Genomic DNA, 17,101 nt, shown 5'->3' on the forward strand with positions numbered 1-17,101 from the left:
CGGAAGGGCCGGATACCATACCCGGGCCGGTGTTGCGAGGAACCTCGCGCCCGCGTCAGAACGCGAAGCCGGCGCCGAGCGAGAACGTGTAGATTACAGCGACCCCGCTACCTGCGGCGATGAAGCCGATCTCGAACGGGCGCCCGACGGCGAAGAACCCCTTCCCGGGACCCTGCTTCAGCGGGAAGAACCGCCCCTCGCCGCCGAACCCGAAGTGCGCGCCGGTGAAGCCGCCGCCATAGGCGACGCCGGCATACCCGTAGGGCGCGATCGTGAGCTCCATCTCCTGAATCGGGACGGCGATGTCGTACCCGCCGCGGAACACGGTCGCCGCGAGCACGCCGCCGCCCGCGAAGAAGAGCTTCTGCGCGCCGCCGATGACCCCGCCCTCGTGGGCGTTCGTGCCGAGGTGGTAGCCCCCGGAGAACTCCATCGGGTAGGCGGTTCCGACGCCACCAGAGAGCGACGTCGCGAAGCCCAAGACGTTGCCTTGCACGAAGCCTGGCCCCCGGTCCGAGTTCTGTGCGTGGGCGGTCGACGCGCCGAGCGCGACCGCACCAGCCAAGAGCGAGCAGACCGACCAACGACGAAGGAGCTGATCCATGGCGAGCAGGTTACCGCAGCGTTCCTAGCTTCAAGTAGCCAAAACAGCGCCTCGCTCCGCGCGCAATCGTTGCGTAGAACGAGGACCGCGCGGCGCGAGCGAGCGTGTGCTCGCGGCAACGCACATCCGCGCACCGATCCGCCGGCGCGCGAGCGATGGCGCTTGCGCGCCCGAAAGCCAAGCGTTTCTATGTCGATATGCGAGACGTTCCTCTCCGCCCCGCCGGCGTCTTCGCGCCGCTGATGGTGGCCGCCACGCTCGTCGCTTGCGCCGCCGCGCCCGACGCGCCCGACATCTCCGGCGTCGGTGAGGTCTCGTCCGACCTCTCGCCCGCCGAGCTCGCCTGCGAGGGCTACGACCCCACGGCGGCCGGGCGCATGGCCGCGGCCGGCGCCAAGCGCGACGGGCAGCGCTCGCAGAAGCGGTGCTACTCGTACGTGAAGAAGCACCTCACGAGCGCGGGCTACGACGTGCCCGGCGAGGTCGCCTCCGGCGGGCGCTACGCGGGCAGCGCCTACATGTTCACCACCTGGGCCCGGAAGAACCCCGCCGCGCTGCGCCGGCTCGGCTTCGCCGAGGTGAAGCTCAAGGCGGGCGAGGCCCCGCCCAAGGGCTCCATCATCGTGTGGGGTCGCGGCGAGTGCGGCTACAGCAAGTCGCACGGCCACATCGAGGTGGTGATCGACGACGGCGGCCGCGCGTGCAGCGACTTCTGCGGCCGCGTGAAGACCTCGCGGAAGTGCGGCATCCCCGACGTGTTCATCCCCGTGCGGGCCGGCTCCGAGCCGGGGTCGGGCTGCTCCAAGGACAGCTGCGCGGGCCGCGCCGACGGCTGGTACTGCAGCGAAATCAAAGACTTTAGCGCCTTCAGCTGCCGCGACCAGAACATCTCGGGCGGCTACCAATGTGCGACCGGGAAGAAGTGTGTGTTCTCCGGGCAGAGCCGCCAGGCGACCCTGCAGGGGGCGGTGCCGCAATGCCGATGAACCAGCGAGCCTCGAGCCTCATGAAGAGCAAGCGCACCTTGATCGCCGTCGCGCTCGCCGCCGCGCTCGCCGCCGCGGCGTTCGCGTGCTCCTCCGACCCCTCCGGTGGCGGCGGAGTCGTGGGCGGCGGCCCAGCGCCGACCACCGCGCCCACCTCGACGGTCCTGAACGAGGGCGAGTCGGTGACACCGATCTCCCCCGAGGAGCAGGCGCCTTACAACGCCGACGAGGTGTGCGCCTCGCAGTGCGCGGTCGACTTCGGTTCGACCGGGCCGGCCGCGCAGCTCCTTCAAGACCTCGACGACTGCAACGTCGAGCAGTGCTACGGCGACGAGGCCGACGACGACACGACGACGAAGAGCTGCGGCGCCGTCGGCTCGGGAGCGGGGCAGATCACCTACGGGCTGGTCGAGCGCGATCGCTGCCTGTCCCGCTCGTGCTGCGCCCAGGCCCAGGCCTGCGCGGGCAACGCCGGGTGCTCCTCGCTCGCGAGCTGCATCGAGCGCTGCCAGGTCCGCAACTAGAGCGCCGAACCGCATGATTCGGTCGGCTTTTCGCCGATTTACGTCGCCGTACTTCGTTGCTCCTCCTCGCCTGGCAGCAGTAGGACTCGTCGTCGCGCCTCGCACGGCTCGCAACTCGGCGAAATCCTCGGTCATCAAGCGGTTCGGCGCTCTAGCACACCTGCGAGACTTCATTCTCGCAGGGGTGGTAGTTGGCCGCGGGAGCGGACAAGCCGGAGGGGTGAAGCGGCCAGCTTTGTGGCCGAGAGGGGGCGCCGCGCCCCCTACGGGACAGGGCTAGCACGACTGCCGTTCGCGCAGCGAACTGCGTAGCGAGAGGGAACCTCTCGCAGTAGTGCTAGTCCCGCAGCCAAGGTCTGGGCGCCCATGTCGCGAGGCTCGTGGAGCGGCGGAACCCCCGCGCGAGCCCCGCGCCATCCAGGGTCACTCCCGTGGCGCGAGCTGCGAGCGCTGCTGCGCTCGCGCGGCCGTTGTGGCATGGTCGCCGCCATGGAAACGAGCGCGGAGCCGCGGCCCAGCCGCCTTGGGATCATCGGGTACGACTCCTTCCACTTCGTCGTGGAGAACATGGAGCGCTCGCGCCAATTTTACGCCGATCGCCTCGACTTCAAGGAGGTCGCGCGGGCGGGCGACGAGCTCGTCTCGCGCAGCGGGCAGCAGTCGGTGGTGTTCGGCGCCGGCGGCGCGCGTGTGTGTGTCTCGACCCCGCTCTCGCAGAGCTCGAAGGCCGCGCGCTTCTTGAAGCGACACCCGGCCGGGGTCATGAGCCTCAGCTTCCGCGTGAAGGACCTCGATCGCACCATGGCCACGCTCGACGAGGTCGGCGGCACCTTCCTGGCCGATCCCGTGGAGGCGACCGACGCGTCGGGCGGTCGGTACCGCTCGGTGGAGATCGCGACGCCTCTGGGGGACGTCGCCTTCCGCTTCGTTCAGCGGGACGGGTACGCCGGGTTCGCGCCCGGGTTCGTGGACGTGGGCGCCGGCAACGCGAGCGAGCCCGCCAACATGTACGGCATCCGCGGCATCGACCACGTGACCTCCAACGGGCTCACGATGCAGCCCATCATCGCCTGGTACCGCGAGGTGCTCGGCTTCGAGCCGTTCTGGGACGTGAGCTTCCACACCAAGGACGTGGCGTCCGAGCGCGCGTCGGGCTCGGGCCTGAAGTCGATCGTCATGTGGGACCCCGGGAGCGGCGTGAAGTTCGCCACCAACGAGCCTCTGCGCCCGTTCTTTCGCGCCTCGCAGATCGCGAAGTTCGTCGAGGACAACGGCGGAAACGGGGTGCAGCACATCGCGTTCGCCGTCACCAACATTCTCTGGTCGGTCGAGGAGCTCAAGCGCCGCGAGGTCGAGTTCATGCCGACCCACCCTGCATACTACACGCATTTGCCCGAGCGTCTCGCCAAGCTTGGCATCACGAACGTCGCGGCGGAGCTCGCCGAGCTCGAGCGCCTTCAGATCCTCGTCGACGGCGCGCACGACAAGTACATGCTGCAGATCTTCATGCGTGAGGCCGCGGCCATGTACGACGAGAACCGCGCGGGCCCGTTCTTCTACGAGATCATCCAGCGCGCTGGCGACGAGGGCTTCGGCTACGGCAACTTCCGCGCGCTCTTCGAGAGCATCGAGCGCGAGCAGAAGCTCGCGTCGAGCTAGAGCGCCGAACCGCTCGATTCGGTCGGTTTTTCGCCGATTTACGTCGCCGTGCGTCGTGGCTCCGCCTCGCCTAGTAGCCGTAGGACTCGTCGTCGCGCCTCGCACGGCCCGCGACGCGGCGAGACTCCTCGGTCATCAAGCGGTTGGGCGCCCTAGTCCGGGTGCCCCGAGGCCGATGAAATGGGCCGCACCGTCCAGAGCAGGCTGGGTGGGAGCGACCGCGCGAGGCGGCCGCCTCACGTCGTCTGCCAGGCGCTCTCACCCTGACGCGGATCGGCCTCGTCTTGCCCGGCCGGGCCGAAGCGCTCGCCGCCCGCGAGGACGCCCGGCGCGCCGGCTTCGACCTGGTCGTGTACGCGGGCCCAGGAGCCACGCTCTGGGATCCCGATCCTCCTGGAATTTGGATGCCTTGAGGTTGGGCCACCGTCACGGCAGGTCGAACAGCCCGCCCCAGCGGCCGTCGCGGTCGGGCGCGTAGGCGCTCGCGCGCGGCGAGACCACGGCGACGTGATCCTCGTGCACGAGCGGGATCCACAGCGCCTCTTCCCGCACGAGCGTCTCCACCTCGGCGTAGAGCGCTCGGCGGGCGTCGTCGTCGCGCTGCGCGTCGCCCGCGTCGAGGAGCGCGTCGAGCCGCGCGCTCCGCACGCGGCCGCGGTTCGAGCCCGCCGGCGGCACGAAGTCGCCGTGCAGGAACACGCGCAGCACGTTCGGCTCGATCACCTCGGGCAGCTGGAGCATCGCCAGCTCGAAGTCTCCGCTCCCGAGCCGCCCGAGCATCGTGCCGAGCTCGAGCGAGGTCGTCTCGACGAGGAGGCCCACCTCCTCCAGCGCCGCCGCGAGGATCCGCGCCATGAGCTTGCGCGCGCGGTCGGTCGACACGAGCAGCGACACGCGGGCCCCCATGGCCCCCGCCTCGCGCACGAGCTGGCGCGCCCCCTCCACGTCGCGCGGCCCGGCCTCCGGCACGTGCGGCCGCGCCCAGTGACCCGGCGGGAGGAGCGTGGACGCGGGCGTGGCGTGTCCCGCGAAGAGCGTCCGCGCGAGCATCGACCGATCGACCGCGAGCGAGACGGCGCGCCGAACGCGTGCATCTTGCATGATTCCCCGATCGCAGCGCGGCACGAGGTACGTGAGGCTCGCGCTCGGGCGGGCGACGACCTGGAGCCCCGCGCGGTCGAAGCTAGGCAGCAGCGTGGGCGAGAACCCGTTCTGCACGAGGTCCGCGCGCCCGGCGTGGAGCCGCAGCGCCCGCGCGTTCTCGTCGCGCACGGCGCGCAGCGTCAGGGCGTGCTTCGGCGCGGGGAACACGCCGGTCGCGCGAGGGGAGAGATCGATCACGCCCCCGGCGGCCCTCGTGATCTCGAACGGCCCGAGGCCGTCGAGTGTTCCGTCCGGCGCCGGCGGCGCCGCGGCCTGGTCGGCGCGCAATATGGGCAGTTCCAGGTCGGTGAGCAGCGTGGCGTGGGGCCGCGAAAGGACGATCTTCACCCCCAGCGGGCCCTCGGGCTCGGCGCGGGCGATCGCGCTCACCACGCGTGCGTGGCGCGAGCCCACTTTGAGATCCGCGAAGGCGGCGAGCGTGGCGACCACGTCGGTCGAGTCGAGCGCCTTGCCGCCGTGGAACGTCACGCCCGAGCGGAGCGTCACGTGGAGCTCTCTCGGGCCCTCGAAGCGGTAGCTCTTGGCCACGAGCGGGTAGGGCGCGAGCGTGGTTCGATCGATGCCGAACAGGCCCGCGTGCACGAGGCGGGTGGCCCTCAGGCCCACCGCGTCGGTCGAGTACCGAGGATCGAGCGTCTCGGCGGCGGTGGTCGTCAGGACCTCGAGGGGTCTGCCCGGGTCGTCACTCGGACGCGTGCATCCTGCAATGACTCCGAGCAGGCCAGCCAGGCCGAGGGCGCGCGTTGCGGCTTTCCAAGCGGGGCGAGGCGGCGTAAACGACCCGTCATGCGCCGCGTCGCCTTTGGAGTCTTGGCCATCGTGGCCCTCGTCGCGAGAGACGCCTCGTCGGACCCCCCGGCGGCTGCCCCGGAGCCCGCCGTGGCGTCGCTCGCCGTCAAGGGCGCTGCCCCCGAGATGGTGGCCGCGGTCCACGCCCTCGTGAAGGACCGCACCCTCCGCGACGCGAAGATCGGCGTCGAGGTGATGGACCTCGGCACGGGCGCGGTGCTCGCCTCCTACGGGGAGCACGTCGCGCTGAACCCCGCGTCGAACGCGAAGGTCTTCACGGCGGCCGCGGCGCTCTCGCTCTTGCACGGATCGTTTCGCTACCACACCACGCTGACCGGGGCGCTGAAAGGCGCCGCGGTGGACGGCCCGCTCGTTCTCCGTGGCAACGGCGATCCGTCGCTCACCACCGAGGACCTCTACGGCCTCGTCCGCCAGCTCGTCGCGCATGGCGCGCGCCGCGTCGACGGCGACATCGTGGTCGATCAGCGCTTCTTCGACGGCGAGACGACGCCGCCCGCGTTCGAGCAACAGCCGAACGAGTGGGCGTACTTCCGCGCGCCGGTGAGCGCGGTCGCGGTGAACGAGAACACCGTCACGCTCTCGGTGCGCCCCACGTCCGACGGACAAAACGCCATCGCCACCTTCGACCCCCCGGGGTTCGTCGACTCCGAGGGCGCCATCAAGACCCGCGGCTCAGGGGCGGACACCGTCGGCCTCGCCCTCGCCGGCAGCGGCAAGCGCCTCTCCGCCAAGCTGTCCGGCGCGGTCGCCGAGAACGCGCGCCTCGTACGGTACGTGCGCCGCGTCGAGGACCCGACGCTCCTGGCCGGCTACGCGCTGAAGGCGCTCCTCGAGGAGCGCGGCGTGAAGGTCACGGGCGAGGTGAAGCTCGGCAGCGGGTCGCCCAAAGCCACCGTGCTCGCGCGCCACGAGTCGGCGCCGCTGTCGACGCTGCTCTACGCGCTCGGCAAGCAGAGCGACAATTTCTACGCCGAGATGGTCTTCAAGACCCTCGGCGGCGAACGCAAGGGGCGCCCCGCGAAGAGCGCCGACGCGGCCGCGGTGGTCACGAAGTGGCTCGAACAAGGGCAAATGCTCGAGCCCGGCACGGTCATCAAGAACGGCTCCGGCCTCTTCGACGCGAACCGGGTCACCGCGCACGGCGTGGCGCTCGTGCTCCGCGACGCCTGGCAAGACCCCTCGCGACGCGCGGAGTTCGTCGCGCAGCTCTCGGTGGGCGGGGTCGACGGCACCCTCCACAAGCGCTTCCGCACGCGCCAGAAGCACCACGCGATCCGCGCCAAGACCGGCACGCTCGACGACGTCATCGCGCTCTCCGGCTACGTGCTCGCCCCCCCCGGCAAGAACCCGCTCGCGTTCTCGATCATGTTCAACAAGGTCTCCGGGCGCGGCGGGGCGGCGCGGTCGGCAGCAGACGAGCTCGTCGAGCAGCTCCACGACCGGCTCTGGGGCCACTGAACCGCGGAGGAGCACGCGACCCAATGAGCGTCGCTTGCGGCGCCTCCCTGGGGCTGCCCGTCGGCTCGTCGCGCGCCGGCGCCGCGACCCAAGTCAGTCGCGCATGTGCTTGCGGATCTTCCCGAGGGCCTGCTCCTGCAGCTGCCGGATGCGCTCTCTCGAGAGGTTGTACTTGTCCCCGATCTCCTTCAGCGTGAGCTCGTCCTCGTCGTCGAGACCGAAGCGCCACCGGATGATGCGCGACTCGATCGGCGTGAGCGTGGAGAGCAGGCGCCGCACCTCCTCGCTCCACTTCTGGGACACGAGGTTCTCGTAGGGCGAGATCATGTTCTCGTCCTGCAGGAAATCGATGAACTTCCGGCCGTCTTCGTCGCCGACTGGGCGGTCGAGTGAGAACGGGGTCTCGGCCCAGGATCCCTTCACCTTGTCGAGCTTCTCCTGCGGAATGCCCGTCTCGCGCTCGAGCTCGGCGAGGGTGGGCTCTCGCCCCACCCGGGCGATGATGGCCTGCGTGGCGCGCGCCACCCGGTTGTGGGTGTCCAGCATGTGGACGGGGATTCGCACGGCGCGCCCCTTGTCGGCCAGCGCGCGGCTGATCGCGTGCCGAATCCACCACGAGGCGTAGGTAGAGAAGCGGTAGCCGCGCGTGTGATCGAAGCGCTCGACCGCCTTCATGAGGCCAATGTTGCCCTCCTGGATGAGGTCGATGAGCGGCAGGCGTCCGCGGTTGTAGCGGCGCGCGATCGAGACGACGAGGCGCAGGTTCGCCTTCACGAACTTGTTCTTCACCGTCTTCGAGTGCGCGCTGGCCGCCGAGATCAGCGCGAGCGCCTTCTTGTACTGGGGAGATGCCGGCACCCTCGCGGCGAGCGAGACCTGGGAGTCGGGCACGACGGCCACGCCTTCCTCCTCGCGATCCTCTTCGCGCTCGGCGGGGGCCTCCCCCGCGCCTCGAACGACGGTCTCGGCGTTCAGGATCCAGAGGCGATCGCTGTCGGCGAGGCGGATGGCGCGTGCCAGCGCCGCCGACTTGCTGGCCCACTTCTTCTCGCTATCCTTCGACAGCTTCCCCGACTTCTGAAAGAGCTTGAGGAGCTTGCGGAGCTCGGTGAGCTGCGGGAGCTCGAGCGCCTCCTCGCCCGTGGGGAGGTCCGCCTCGAGCGAGTCGAGGGCGAGCGTCGCCGACGGCAGGTGCGCGAAGATGGCCACCCAGTGGTCGACCTCGGCCTGCTCGACCTCGATGGCGGTCTGGAGCTCGTCGTCGGGGCCCATGACGTTGTGCGTCGCCATTTCCCGGAAGTAGCGCGCGAGCATGGAGTCGCCGCCGCCCTCCTCGGCCTTCTCCTTCGGCGGCGGGGAGCGGTTCGTATCCACGTCGCCGTCCAGCTCGATGCCGGCGGGCTCGGCCTCGGTCTCGACCTCGTATTCGTCTTCCGCGGCGGCGCCCTCGGGCGAAGCGATCTCCTCTTCCTCGCGTTCGTCGCGTTCGTCGCGTTCGTCGCGTTCGTCGCGCTCGTCGTCAGCCAGCGCAGCGAGCGGCGCGGGCGCCTTGGCGGGGGCGTGTGCGGCGGCGGTGCTCTTGCGCTTGCTCATGAGGTTTCCTTCTTTGGCTGCGAGCGGTCGGGCGTCAGAGCGAGGCCCATCGGAGCGCGCGATGAACGCGGGGGGCCCAGACCTTGGATGCGCCGGGGGACGCGAAAGTTCGCTTTGACAAGGTTCGAGTCGGAGGTCAGAGAAATGAGAACGAGGCGGGACGAGGCGGGACGAGGCGAGACGAGGCGGGACGAGGCGAGGCGGTGAGGGCGCGCAGAACCTCAGGCTGTGGCGTGGGGCCGCCACCGATGTTGGCCCACGAAGGCTCAAGAAGCGTTCCATCGACGCGCGGCGACCCGTGGGTCGGGCACCCGCTTCGATGTCATTTCTCTCTTGCAAAGTGCGTTCCCGCCGTTCTGTTCCGTTCAAGGCGGAAAGGCTCGTCCCCGCTTCCCGCCGGCCGTGAGAGAGTCCACCTCCGCCAAGCGGTGCTTCGCGCGCGCCGCGCCGCCGCACTCGCTCCCCCAACGCCGTGCCACTGTCGCCTTCGACCACCTCCCCTTCGCTCTACGCGCCGGTGCGCGAGGCGGCCCGTCGCGACGTTCGGAGCGCGGCGCTCTTCCTTTTTTGCACCGCTGCGCACGGAGTAGCGCATGGGGCGCTCGCGCTCTTTGCGGGGGCGCTCGTGCGTGGCCTCGCCGGCGGGCTGACTCTGATGGACGGAAGATCCACCGGGCTCTTCGCCGGGGGATCTGCCCCCGCGCTCGCCCTCGCCGGGGCCGTCGCTGCCACGTTCAAGGGGGCCGCGGCGGTCGCCGCCGCGGGTGCGCAGGCGAGGCTCGTGGGGGCGGCCGGCGAGCGCCTGCGGATGCGCGCCCTCTCGGTCCGCCTCCAAGGTCCTTTGGGCGGCGAGTGCCAGGCGGGGCATGGCGATCATGCCCCCGCACCGAAGTTGACACCCGGACGACGCGCTCCCGGCGTGACGGACCTGACAGGTGCGAGCCAGGCCGACGTGGGGAGTGGCGTCGCATCTCTCACCACCTCCATTCGCGACATCGAGCACGCGCTCGCGGCGGGCCTGCTCCAGTCGGTGCGTGCCCTCGCCGAGCTCGCGCCGATCGTCGTGGTGCTCTTCGTCGTGGACGCCCGCCTGGCCGTCGCGGCGTCGCTCGTGCTGACTCCGTTCGCGTGGGCCCTCGGGCGTCTGCGCCGCGCGTGGAAGCGGCGGCAGCGGAAGGCCATGCATGAAGCCGAGGCGCTCTTCTCCGTGGCCGACGACGCCCTCCGTCATGCCGACCTCTTCCGCGTCTACCGCGCGGAGGACCTCGCGCGCTCGAGGGTCGTCGGCCTTGGAGCGCGACTGACCGCGCTGTCGAGCTCCCTGGCGGCCCGCGCGCAGGCTCTCTCGAGCGCCAACGAGGTGCTCGCGGCGCTGGCGCTCGTGCTGGTCGTCGCCGGGGCGTCGCGCTGGGCGCTCGCGGACCGCGCGACCGTGGTGCCCTTCGCGGTCGCGTTCTTCCTCGCGTACAAGCCTCTTCGAGACCTCGGCGACGCGCGCCTCGCGTGGGCGAAGGGGGAGGCCGCGCTCGAGCGGCTCGCCCTGCCGACCGAGGCTCCACCCCCCGACGCTGAGGTGGCGAGCCCCCGCTCACCGAGCGCGACCGACGCCGCCCTCGCGGGCCCGGGGCTCCTCGAGGTCGACGGGCTGCGCCTCCGGCGGGGCGGGCTCGTGGCGCCGCTGCGCTTCGCCGTCGCGCCGGGGCGCTCGCTCGGGCTGGTGGCGCCTACGGGGAAAGGGAAGACGACGCTGCTTCGTGTGCTGCTCGGCCTCGAACCGCCGCTGGCCGGCTCGGTGCGGTACGGGGGAGTCGAGCTCGGGCCCCGCATCGGGCCTGGGCGCCGACCGTTCGCGTGGGTGCCCCAGGACGCGCCCCTCATCGCGGGGACGCTCGAGGAGAACGTGGGGCTCGGTGCGGCGGGGATCGACCCGCGCCGCGCCCTGCGAGCGCTCGGCGCGGAGGAGCTCCACGACGCGCTCCAGGGCGACGCGCTCGGCGCCGGCGGGCGCACCTTGTCGGGCGGAGAGCGGCAGTGGGTCGCGCTCGCGAGGGCGCTGGAGGCGGGTCGCCCGGTGCTCCTGCTCGACGAGCCGACGAGCGGGCTCGACGCAGCGAGCCAGGCGCGCGTCCTCGAGGCGATCGCTGCGCTCCGAGGGAGTCGCACGGTGGTGCTCGTCACGCACCGGCGCGAGGCGCTTGCGGTGTGCGACGAGGTCATCGAGCTCGGCTGAAGCATGCAGGGGGCGGCCAGGCGGCGCGATTCCCTCTGCGACTACTTCTTGATCCGGGCCTTCAGCGCCGCGAGCTCGGCGTCGACCTCACGCTCGACTCGCCTCGCGCGGTCCTCGCGCTCGGCGCGCTCGCGACGCGCGGCCTCTTCGCGCTCGGCGTTGCTCGTCGCCGCCGCCCGCAGTTGCTCGCCGGTCTCGCGCTCACGCGCGGCCTTGGCGGCCCTGGCCCTCTTCGAGGCGGGAGCGTCCGCCGCGGTGTCCTCGGCGTCCTCCTCCGGATCGCGGGGGCCGAAGAGCTCCTCCTCGAGCCTTCGCCCGAGGCCCTTGGCGGAGGCCACGCTTTGCTTGGCGAAGGCCGCGGCCGCCGCCTTGCTGCGCTCGGCGGCCATCTCCGCCGCGCGCTCCGCGACCTTGTCGGAGATGCGCTTCTTGAGATCGTCGAACAGGCCCATCCCAGAGAGGGTATCCACGGGCTCGGCGTCCGCTCGCGAGAAAGCAAGGGGCGCGGCCGATTTCGGGCCGCCCGCCGGACAGTGAACGCCGCCAGGCACCGCTGGCCGAGACGCCCGCCGGTCAGACCCCCCGCAGCGTGATCTCCGGGCCCATGGACACCTCGACCCGCTCGGCGTCGAAGAGCTCACCGTCGAGGATGTACGCCCGCCCTCCGCTCGCCGTGGAGGGCGCGCGGAAGCGCACGACCACCCGCTCGGCGAGGGTGTTGAGGCCATCGCCCGCGAGCGCTCGGCCGGCGAGCACCCGCGGCAGCTGGGGCCCGAGGGCGGTCGGGCCGAGGGCGCTCGCCACCACGTGAAACCGATCGTGCCGTGTCTGCGCCTGGTAAGTGAGGTGCATGTGCAGCCCGAGGTCGGGGAGCACGCTCGCCACGAAGAGGCTGTAGCCGGAGTAGGGGGCGGTCTCGCCGTCGGTCGTCACCTCGGCGGCCTGGGGCGACAGCACTTGGCGAGCGAGGGGCCCGCCGAAGAACGACTCGGCGAAGACGCGCCCGACGATGCGGGCGGCCGCGCCAAGCCCAAGCCGCTCGCGGGGGCCTGACGCGTAGTAGCGGTCGAAGAAGCTCGACACGAGGCCGAAGCCGAAGATGAACCCGAGCCGTGGCTCACGGGGTGCCTCACCCTCGCCTGGCTCGAGGACCGAGAGGACCCGCGTCACGTGGCGCAGCGCCGTGCCGTGCGCGAGCCGCTGGAGCAGGTGATGTGTGTAGGATGCACGAGTTCCCCGCACCCCGAAGTTCCGCCCGACCGTGCAGACCGTACCGCCCGGCGCCACCGCGATGTCGGGGAGGGGCCTCGTGCCGTACACGCGCGCGAGCGCTGTCAGCCCTGCCGTGAGCGTGCCGTCGCCGCCCGCGAGCACGACGCCGCGCGGCCGGAGTGAGGGAATGCGCGCGACCACATCACGGAGCTCGTCGAGCGAGTGGGTCTCGTGGAGGTCGACCGTGCGGCTCCGCGCCCCGCGCAGCGTCTCGAGGAGCGGGCCCTTCTCGCGCAGGTGGAGGGCGTTCCGGTTGGCGATGACGACGAGCGGACGAAGCAAGCCCTCCCAGCTACCACGACCGGTGCGCTCGCGGAACCTCCCGGCGCGCGCGTGAGGCGAGGCGCGCGAGTCCCGAGTGCGTCCCCTTCTACGCGCCGTGTCAGCAGGCTATGCTCCCCGGCCGTGCATCGCCCCCTCTCGTCCGTGGTCGTCGCTTGGACCGCGGCGCTCGCCATGGCGCTCGCCTCGCTCGGCTGCGCGCCGGTCTCCGTGCGCCACGCCGAGGCGGGAGACCTAGGCGCGCTGCGGGCCGAGCTTGCGGACAAGCACCGGCGAGGCGCCCTCACGAACGGCGAGGCCCGCGACGTCGCGAAGGCGCTCCTCGCCCGAGAGGTCGAGGGCCTCGCGCCCCCCGCGGGCGTCGGGAAGGTCGAGAGCCTCCGCATGTGCGCGAGCGAGCTCGCAGGTCCGCTCGAGCGTCGCGCTGCGCGCCGCGATGACGTGGGGGCCGCCGCCGCCCGCTTGTTGCTCGAGGCGGGCCTCATGAGCCCCGGCGCCGCCGGCGCCTTCGCCAGCGCTCCTGAGCCCGCCTATCGCGCCCTCGCGTCGCGCGCGCTCGTCGACGAAGACGACGCGGCCGCGCGCCAAGCGGCGCTCCTCGCGCCCGCAGCGGTGACACGGGAGCTCGCGGCGCTCGCGGCCGGCGAAGGCGCGGTGCTCGCCGAGCTCGACTCGCTCTTCGAGGCGGCGCGGGTCGATCCCGTGCCGTCGGTCCGCCACTTGGCCCTGCGCGCCGCCATGGACACCGTCGCTCGCCGCCATCGCCTCGCGCTCGACGGGCGCGAGGCCGGCGCGAGCGCGACCGAGCGTGCCGCGACAGAGGCGGCGAAGCAGGCGCTCGACCGGCTCCGCGACGCGTGGACCGTCGCAGAGAGAGGCCTCCGTGACGACGTCGCGTCGGGGTTCGCCGTCACTCCGCTCTACGAGCTCGGTGGGCGTGAGGCGCTGCGCAACCGCCTCGCGGAGGGTGGCCCCGATCGCCTGCTCCTCGCGAGCGCGATCCTTCGAGGCGCGGCCTCGCGCGTCGAGGCCGAAGACCAGCACCTTCGGCGGGCGGCCGCGCGCTCCGCGGTCGGCGCGCTGCGCGAAGGCTCGTCGCTCGAGCGCATGTTCGCCGTGGCCCTCGTGGCGCCCGACGCCGAGGGCGTCGAGGCGCTGCGTGCGGCGTCCCGCGACGCCGATCGCGAGGTCGCGCTGAGCGCCCTCGGGCGGCTGCTGCGCGTGCCGGCCGAGGCCGACCGTGCCCGCACCGAGCTCGTCCGCGCGGCGGGCAAGAAGGACGATCTCACGCTCGCGCCCCGCGCGCGCGGTCTCCTCGCGGGCGCGAAGTACCTGCCCGTGCAGCTGTGGCTCGAGGAGCAGGCGGCGGGTCGCGACGCGGGACTCCGCCTCCGCGCCGTGGCGGGCCTCGCCGCGCTCGGGAGGGTCGCGAGAGCCGCGCCGCTGCTCACCGACCCTGACGCCGAGCTCCGCGCGCGCGCGGCGTGCCTCGTCCTCGCGGCGCCCCGATGAGGCCGCGAGCGTCGGCCGCGACGAGCGCGACGAGCGCGATGGCCGCGATCGTCTGCCTCGGCCTGTGCGAGGTGGGGTGCTTGTCGGGCGCCGCGCTCGACGCGCGGGTCGCCGAGGCCAAAGCTAGCGCGGAAGCGCTTGAAACCATTGCAGATATCGACGTGGCGAGGGCGGGCTTCGAGGCGCAGCTCGCCGAGCTCGAGGGGCTTCATCGCGTCGCGCCCGGGAGCGACGACGCGCTCTTCGCGTTGGTGCGTGGGTGGACGGTCTACGGCGCGACCTTCCTCGCCGACGCGCGCGAAGAGGCGGCCGACGCGGGGGATCTCGCGGCGGTGCGCGCCCTCAGGTTCCGGGAGCTCCACGCGCTCGAGCGGGCGATCGGCTTCGGGGTCCACGCGCTCGGCCGTCGCGGCGGCGATCTCGAGGGCTCGAGGCGGACGCGCGAGACGCTCGCGGCGTGGGCGGCCGAGCGTCTCACCCGGCCCTCGGACGCGGAGCTTGCGTTTTGGGTGGGCCACGCGTTCGCCGCGCGCGGTCGCCTCGTCGCCGGCGATCCCGACGCGAGGCGCCTCGGGCCGTTCGCGGGCCAGGTCCTCCTCGAGCGCTCGCACAGGCTCGCCCCCGGCTACGCCCGCTACGGCGCGCTGCGCGAGCTGTCCCTCGCGCTCGGCGAGTCGCCAAGCGGCGTCGACGAGGCGCGTCGCAACCTCGACCTCGTCCTCGAGCGCACGGGCCGTCGCGCGCTGACCGTCCTCGTCGAGTACGCGCTCGGACCTGCCTGCCGTCGCCCCGACGCTCCGCTCACCGAGCGGCTGCTCACCGAGGTGCTCGCGGCGACAGATCCCGGCGTCGACGACCGCCTCGCCAACGCGTTCGCGAAGCGGCGCGCGCGGCGCGCCCTCGCGCGGGCCCCCGACCGCCGCTGCCCAGCCCCATGACGGCGGCGCTCCCGCGTCGCCTCGCGAGACGGCGCGGCAGCCTCAGCGAGGCGTCGTCCCCAGCCGCGCTTACCGGAGCGACGGTTCGCGGCTACACTTGCGGCATGGTGCGCCCCGCACGACCTCGGTCCCGCGGCGTCGCGCTCGTCGCGACGCTCGCGACGGCCGCGGCGCTCCTCTCCTTTTCGCTCTCGCGGCGCGCGGACGCCGCCGAAGAGCTGCGCGTCGGCACGCTCGCTCCCCGCGCGTCGGTGTGGGGCCGCACGCTCGGGGCGTGGAGCGCGGCTGTCCAGCAGGAGAGCGGCGGACAGCTCAAGGTGAGCCTCTACTACGGGGGCTCCCAGGGCGACGAGGGGGAGCTCGCGACCAAGGTCAAGGACCACACCCTCGACGGCGCCGCCCTCGGTGGGGCGGGCCTCGCGGCGTTCGCTCCCGACGTCGCCGCGCTGGAGCTGCCGCTCGTGTTCGACGGTTGGCCCAAGCTCGATCGCGCGCGGAACGCCGTGCGACCTCTGCTCGCCGAGAGCTTCGCCAAGGCAGGCGTGCGCCTGCTCGCCGAGGCCGAGACGGGCGTCGTTCGGGTGTTCTCTCGCGGCGCGCCCGTGCGCACCCCGCGCGACCTGGCGGCGCTCCACCCGTTCGTTCGCTCCGACGACGTGGTCGGTCGCGAGCTCTTCGCGGCCGCGGGCCTTCGCCCGCCGTCGCTCACGGTGGCGGAGGTCTTCGCCGCGCTGCTCCCGGGCTCGGCCTCGCCGGACGCGGGCGTCCCGCGGCGCGTCGACGTGCTGTTCGCGTCGGCGCTGGTGGTCACGGAGCTCCGCTGGGCCGACCTGCTGGATCACGTCACTCCCGAGCTCACCGCGTACGGCATCGGCGGCATCGTGCTCAGCGCCGCCCGGTTCGAGGGGCTCCCTCCCGAAGCCCGGGCCATCCTGCGGCGCACCGCCGAAGGCACGACCGCCCTGCTCGCCCAGCGGGTGCGCTCCGCCGACGCGCGGGCGCTCGCGACCCTCCGTGGCGAGAGGAAGGTCGTCGATCTCACGCCGGCGGAGCGCGCCGAGTGGGACACGCTCGCGCGCGCGTCGCGCACGCGGCTCCGCGCGGGCACGGTCCGGCCCGAGGTCATCGATCGCGTGCTCGCGGCCGCGGGTCCGTGAGGCACGCCCCGCGCGTCGCGCTCGTCGTCCTCGCCGCCTGCACGTCGAAGGAAGCCCCCTCGCCGACCGGGGCTTGCGGGGCCTGCGCGGAGCACGCGGACGCCGAGACCGTCGGCTCGCTCGCCTCCGCGGACCTCGTCGAGCTGTCGGGCCTCGCGGCGAGCGCGCGGCACAAAGGTGCACTATACACGCACAACGACTCGGGCGATCGCGCGCGCTTCTTCGCCCTCGACGCCCGCGCCGCCCTCCGCGCGACCTACGAGCTCGACGGAGTGACCGCGACCGACGTCGAGGACGTCGCGGTGGGCCCGTGCCCGGCCGGGTCGTGTGTGTTCCTCGGCGACGTCGGAGACAACGGCGAGGTCCGCGCGGCGGTGCAGATCTACCGCGTCTCCGAGCCCGAGTTGGCGGACGGGCGGCTCGCGCCGGAGGTGCTCACGCTCACGTACCCCGACGGCCCCCACAACGCCGAGACGCTCCTCGTCTCACCCGAGTCGGGGGACCTCGTGATCGTCACCAAGACGCCTACGGGGCGGAGCGGCGTGTACACCGTGCCGGGCCGCGCGGTGCCGGGCCGCGCTGTGCTCCGCAAGGTGGGTGAGGTCGTCGTTCCTCCCGTAGGGGGCGGCCTCATCACGGGCGGGTCCTTCCACCCGTGCGAGAAGCGGGTCGTGCTGCGCACCTACACCGTGATGCTCGAGTACCGCTTCACGGGCGGCCTCGAGACGCTGTTCGAAGGCCCGCCGAGGGTCATCGCCGCCGGCCGCGAGGCGCAGGGCGAGGCGGTCACCTACGCCGCGGACGGCCGCGCGCTCTTCACCGTCGGTGAGGGAAAAGGCGCGCCGCTGTACCGGAGCGATTGCGCCCGCTGAGCCCCGGCGAGCCGGCGTGCGAGAGACGCTGGAACGCCCT

General features: G+C 72.7%; 13 protein-coding genes and 1 pseudogene. 9 read left to right on the forward strand and 5 right to left on the reverse strand.

Annotated features, from left to right (window positions below; all coding sequences use genetic code 11):
- Window positions 1-55: 55 nt before the first annotated feature.
- The gene (locus IPQ09_19645; GenBank protein MBL0196395.1) at window positions 56-604 is read right to left on the reverse strand and encodes a hypothetical protein; all 549 of its coding nucleotides are present in this window, start codon (window positions 602-604) and stop codon (window positions 56-58) included.
- Window positions 605-801: 197 nt separating this feature from the next.
- On the opposite strand from IPQ09_19645, the gene IPQ09_19650 reads away from it, so the two are divergent.
- From IPQ09_19650 to IPQ09_19660, 3 genes are all read left to right on the forward strand, one after another.
- Window positions 802-1,590 (forward strand): hypothetical protein, encoded by a 789-nt coding sequence (locus IPQ09_19650; protein ID MBL0196396.1) that lies wholly within the window; start codon window positions 802-804, stop codon window positions 1,588-1,590.
- A 20-nt stretch (window positions 1,591-1,610) separates the two neighbouring features.
- Window positions 1,611-2,114: a hypothetical protein gene (locus IPQ09_19655; protein MBL0196397.1), complete on the forward strand. Its 504-nt coding sequence runs from the start codon at window positions 1,611-1,613 to the stop codon at window positions 2,112-2,114.
- 477 nt (window positions 2,115-2,591) lie between these two features.
- Window positions 2,592-3,773 carry a VOC family protein gene (locus IPQ09_19660; protein ID MBL0196398.1) on the forward strand — a complete coding sequence of 394 codons (1,182 nt, stop codon included), beginning with the start codon at window positions 2,592-2,594 and terminating at the stop codon, window positions 3,771-3,773.
- 426 nt (window positions 3,774-4,199) lie between these two features.
- Here IPQ09_19660 and IPQ09_19665 read toward each other — a convergent pair whose 3' ends face one another.
- Entirely contained in the window at window positions 4,200-5,543 is a 1,344-nt protein-coding gene (locus tag IPQ09_19665; protein MBL0196399.1) for an ABC transporter substrate-binding protein, read from the reverse strand.
- 180 nt (window positions 5,544-5,723) lie between these two features.
- On the opposite strand from IPQ09_19665, the gene dacB reads away from it, so the two are divergent.
- Window positions 5,724-7,205 carry a D-alanyl-D-alanine carboxypeptidase/D-alanyl-D-alanine-endopeptidase gene (dacB, locus tag IPQ09_19670; protein MBL0196400.1) on the forward strand — a complete coding sequence of 494 codons (1,482 nt, stop codon included), beginning with the start codon at window positions 5,724-5,726 and terminating at the stop codon, window positions 7,203-7,205.
- A gap of 93 nt (window positions 7,206-7,298) precedes the next feature.
- On the opposite strand, the gene IPQ09_19675 is transcribed toward dacB, so the two are convergent.
- Window positions 7,299-8,798, reverse strand: coding sequence for a sigma-70 family RNA polymerase sigma factor (locus tag IPQ09_19675; protein MBL0196401.1), 1,500 nt, complete (start codon window positions 8,796-8,798; stop codon window positions 7,299-7,301).
- A 472-nt stretch (window positions 8,799-9,270) separates the two neighbouring features.
- On the opposite strand from IPQ09_19675, the gene IPQ09_19680 reads away from it, so the two are divergent.
- The gene (locus IPQ09_19680; GenBank protein MBL0196402.1) at window positions 9,271-11,028 is read left to right on the forward strand and encodes an ABC transporter ATP-binding protein; all 1,758 of its coding nucleotides are present in this window, start codon (window positions 9,271-9,273) and stop codon (window positions 11,026-11,028) included.
- A 41-nt stretch (window positions 11,029-11,069) separates the two neighbouring features.
- On the opposite strand, the gene IPQ09_19685 is transcribed toward IPQ09_19680, so the two are convergent.
- On the reverse strand, window positions 11,070-11,480 hold the full coding sequence (locus IPQ09_19685) for a hypothetical protein (protein ID MBL0196403.1): 411 nt from the start codon (window positions 11,478-11,480) through the stop codon (window positions 11,070-11,072).
- An 832-nt stretch (window positions 11,481-12,312) separates the two neighbouring features.
- Window positions 12,313-12,561: pseudogene (locus IPQ09_19690) on the reverse strand (hypothetical protein).
- 144 nt (window positions 12,562-12,705) lie between these two features.
- Between IPQ09_19690 and IPQ09_19695 the strand changes: the two are divergent.
- The 4 genes from IPQ09_19695 to IPQ09_19710 all read left to right on the forward strand — a co-directional run bounded on the left by IPQ09_19695 (window position 12,706) and on the right by IPQ09_19710 (window position 17,061).
- Window positions 12,706-14,094 (forward strand): hypothetical protein, encoded by a 1,389-nt coding sequence (locus tag IPQ09_19695; GenBank protein ID MBL0196404.1) that lies wholly within the window; start codon window positions 12,706-12,708, stop codon window positions 14,092-14,094.
- A gap of 38 nt (window positions 14,095-14,132) precedes the next feature.
- Window positions 14,133-15,032 (forward strand): hypothetical protein, encoded by a 900-nt coding sequence (locus tag IPQ09_19700; protein ID MBL0196405.1) that lies wholly within the window; start codon window positions 14,133-14,135, stop codon window positions 15,030-15,032.
- 104 nt (window positions 15,033-15,136) lie between these two features.
- Window positions 15,137-16,189 (forward strand): TRAP transporter substrate-binding protein DctP, encoded by a 1,053-nt coding sequence (gene dctP / locus IPQ09_19705; GenBank protein ID MBL0196406.1) that lies wholly within the window; start codon window positions 15,137-15,139, stop codon window positions 16,187-16,189.
- A complete protein-coding gene (locus IPQ09_19710; protein MBL0196407.1) occupies window positions 16,186-17,061 on the forward strand; it encodes a hypothetical protein in 876 nt (291 codons plus the stop codon). Before dctP ends, IPQ09_19710 begins: the two co-directional genes overlap by 4 nt.
- The last annotated feature ends 40 nt before the right edge of the window (window positions 17,062-17,101 follow it).

This window comes from Myxococcales bacterium, from assembly GCA_016720545.1.
In the GTDB taxonomy this organism is placed as follows: Bacteria; Myxococcota_A; Polyangia; order Polyangiales; family Polyangiaceae; genus JAAFHV01.